Source organism: Calditrichota bacterium, from assembly GCA_013151735.1.
In the GTDB taxonomy this organism is placed as follows: Bacteria; Zhuqueibacterota; JdFR-76; order JdFR-76; family BMS3Abin05; genus BMS3Abin05.
Genome location: JAADHR010000181.1, coordinates 8,778 through 11,774, shown reverse-complemented (window position 1 = coordinate 11,774; position 2,997 = coordinate 8,778). Strand labels below are relative to the sequence as shown.

Here is a 2,997-nt window from a genome sequence, read left to right as displayed (position 1 = left end):
ACTTTGCGGCACATGAGTTTTTTAGGTTAATGAGGATAAGTTCTCTCTAATAACCACGAATTACACACATTACGCTAACTTGCTTTCAATAAAATAAATTCGTGAAATTAGTGGGCAAAAGATTGTTAGATCAATCCTAAGAAAAAAAATAGAAAAAATACTTGACATATTCTAAAATATATTCTAAATTATGGTCACAGCATAATTCGGTTCTGTAATTCGAAACCTTTCATCGTAGCTTTTTTTAAAAAATATCATCGCAAGAGGACATTTAAATGGGGTGCATGTGTTTCTCAACCTCAACCGCATTTCCATTTTGTTTTCTTGCGAGGATCCATTCTTTTCCCCAATAAAGTGTTGTGCAGAAATCGGAGTGATAATGAAAAAAATCCTCTTTCTTTTTCTGTTTTTATTTCTGGTGATTCCCAATCTTTATTCCCAGGTCAGCGGACGCATTAAGGGTACGGTTCTTGACGAAAAGGGAACCCCTCTTCCGGGAGCCAATGTCACACTTGAAAAAACGTTTACGGGTGCCAGTACAGATCTAAACGGAAAATTCTTGATTTTGCACGTTCGTCCGGGGGTGTACACCTTAAAGATTCAGTTTATGGGGTACCAAACCGTTCGTGTCAAAAATGTACAGGTTATTGCCGACCAAACCACGACACTTTCGGTGACACTGCATCCCGCTGCCATTGCCCTGGGTCAGTCCGTTGTGGTCACAGCAGAACGGCCCCTGATTCAGAAGGATGTGACGTCAAAAGTGGTCACCATGACGGCCTCTCAAATTCGCTCGCTTCCGGTAAATAATATTCAGGATATTCTGGGGACGCAGCCCGGTGTGTCCATTTTAACGGGCACCCCCATTGCAAAAGCCGGCTACAATGCCCAGGGAATTGAAGATTTTCGTTTACGCGGGGGGCGCAACAATGAGGTGGGGTTGTACATTGACGGTGTGAAGGTCTCCAATCCGGTCTTCGGGGGATTTGGGACACACATTAACAACTCTGCCATTCAGCAGCTTTCCATTGTTTCCGGCGGGTTTAGCGCCAAATATGGAAACGCCCTCTCCGGGATGATTAATCTTACCACAAAAGAGGCGGGAGAAAAGCCCACGGGATCCCTTAATTATCAAAGCAGCAAGCCCTTGGGGTTGTCCCAGTTATCTTGGGGGCAAAGCCAGGTGAAGAATTGGCAGGATCTTCAGGCTACGCTGGGAGCACGGATTCCCTTTTTGCCAAGAGCCTCTTTCTTTTTTTCGGGGGAATTAAAAAAGAGTGCGGGAACGGCCTATCCTTTTGATGAGATCGTCTGGGACGATTATCGAAACCTCCGATTGAACGACAGCACCGAAATCCGGCTTCCGGCAACGGATGAAATTATCCGCGGGTATTTGGCCACCGGCTCTCTGGATTCGATTCAGCAGGGTTTTTCATCCAATTGGAGAAAGGTGAAAGGCCCGGACGGCCGACGAATCAACCCACTGGACCAGTACAGGGGGTGGACAGGTTTTGGTTGGGACAACAGTTTCAATTTGTTCGGGAAAATTGTGACGCATCCATCCAAATCCATTAAAATCGTTTTTTCGATCTTAAAAGACCGCCGGTACCGGCAGGCAGCCAATTACAGCCTGAGTTCGTACCGGTATTTTTTCGATATGAAGGGTCAGAATGTGCAGATCTTCAATAGTGATAAAGAGACGCTAACAATGACCCACGTTTTGAACAAGCGAACCTTTTACACATTTCATATTTCCCGTTTTTATTCCGACAGAAAAATTCGAATTCTGCGCAATTACGGAACAAAATACAAGAATCGATGGGACATTTTTCAGCCGGACTGGAACAACATTAAGCAGCCTGCAGAATATGTTCCCTACGCGGGGCCGGAAGCGGTTCGGGAGCCTTTTGAAACCACCTTCTATCTAAAGGCCGATAATCGTTGGTATTCGGGTGATCATAGCGTCAATTATGAGGCCCGGGGCGATTTGACCCGCGAATTCGGGAAAAGCCACCAGATTGAAACAGGGGGTCAAATTAATCTGATCGATTTGAGTGAGGAGTCGTACCAGAATATTTCATCGATTGATCCGTTTCCGACCATCTACACGCATCAGCCAATCGAGGGGGCTGCTTACACTCAATTAAAATTGGATTTCAACAGTTTTATTTTGAATGCCGGGCTGCGGCTTGATTATTTTAATGCCAGAAGCGAATTCTGGAAGGATCCCCTGAATCCGCTGGCACCGGTTCAATCCGGCACGTCCGATTCGCTTATCTACAATGAAATTGTGAAAACCCGGCCGCACGTCAGAATCAGTCCCCGCGTGGGATTGGCATACCCGCTTACGGACAAGTCGGTGCTCTTTTTTAACTTTGGGCATTTTTACCAGTCGCCGAATTACCGGGATTTGTACCGGGCCTCCGGGAAAAACCGGGAGATGAGTTTGAAACTGGGTAACCTCATCGGCAACCCAAACCTGGAGCCGGAATTGTCTGTTCAGTACGAAATTGGCTGGCAGCAGGAAATTCTGAATGTTTACGCACTCAAGGTTAATCTGTGGGCAAAAGAAACCACCAACCAGGTCAGTTCCGTTCGGGTGCCGGCCTATTCCGATCCGGCTCACATCAATCCATTCACATACGCCGTTTTTCTGAATCAGAATTTTGGTTCCGCCTACGGTCTGGATCTCGAGCTGAAAAAGCGGATCAGCCACCATTTCGGCGGCACCGTCACGTATTCCTACTCCAGGGCAAAAGTTTTGGATCCGACCTCCTGGGACGGCTATTGGAGCGGCAGCACCGAGCGCACTCGGCCCAAACGGGAAAAGACGGCTCCCTGGGATCAGCCCCATGTGATTCGGGCGTATTTGAATTTCTACACGATGAAACAGGAAGGCCCGTCTGTTTTTGGGAGACATCCGTTTGAAAACCTGAGAGTGAGCATCATGTACTACGGCGAATCCGGATTTCCGTACACGCCCGTTATTCGGGGGAA

1 protein-coding gene is annotated in these 2,997 nt (G+C 47.1%); it reads left to right on the top strand.

The features are described 5' to 3' along the window. Positions 1-379: 379 nt before the first annotated feature. The coding region (locus tag GXO76_12780) for a TonB-dependent receptor (protein ID NOY78731.1) at positions 380-2,997 on the top strand (2,618 nt) is incomplete at its 3' end.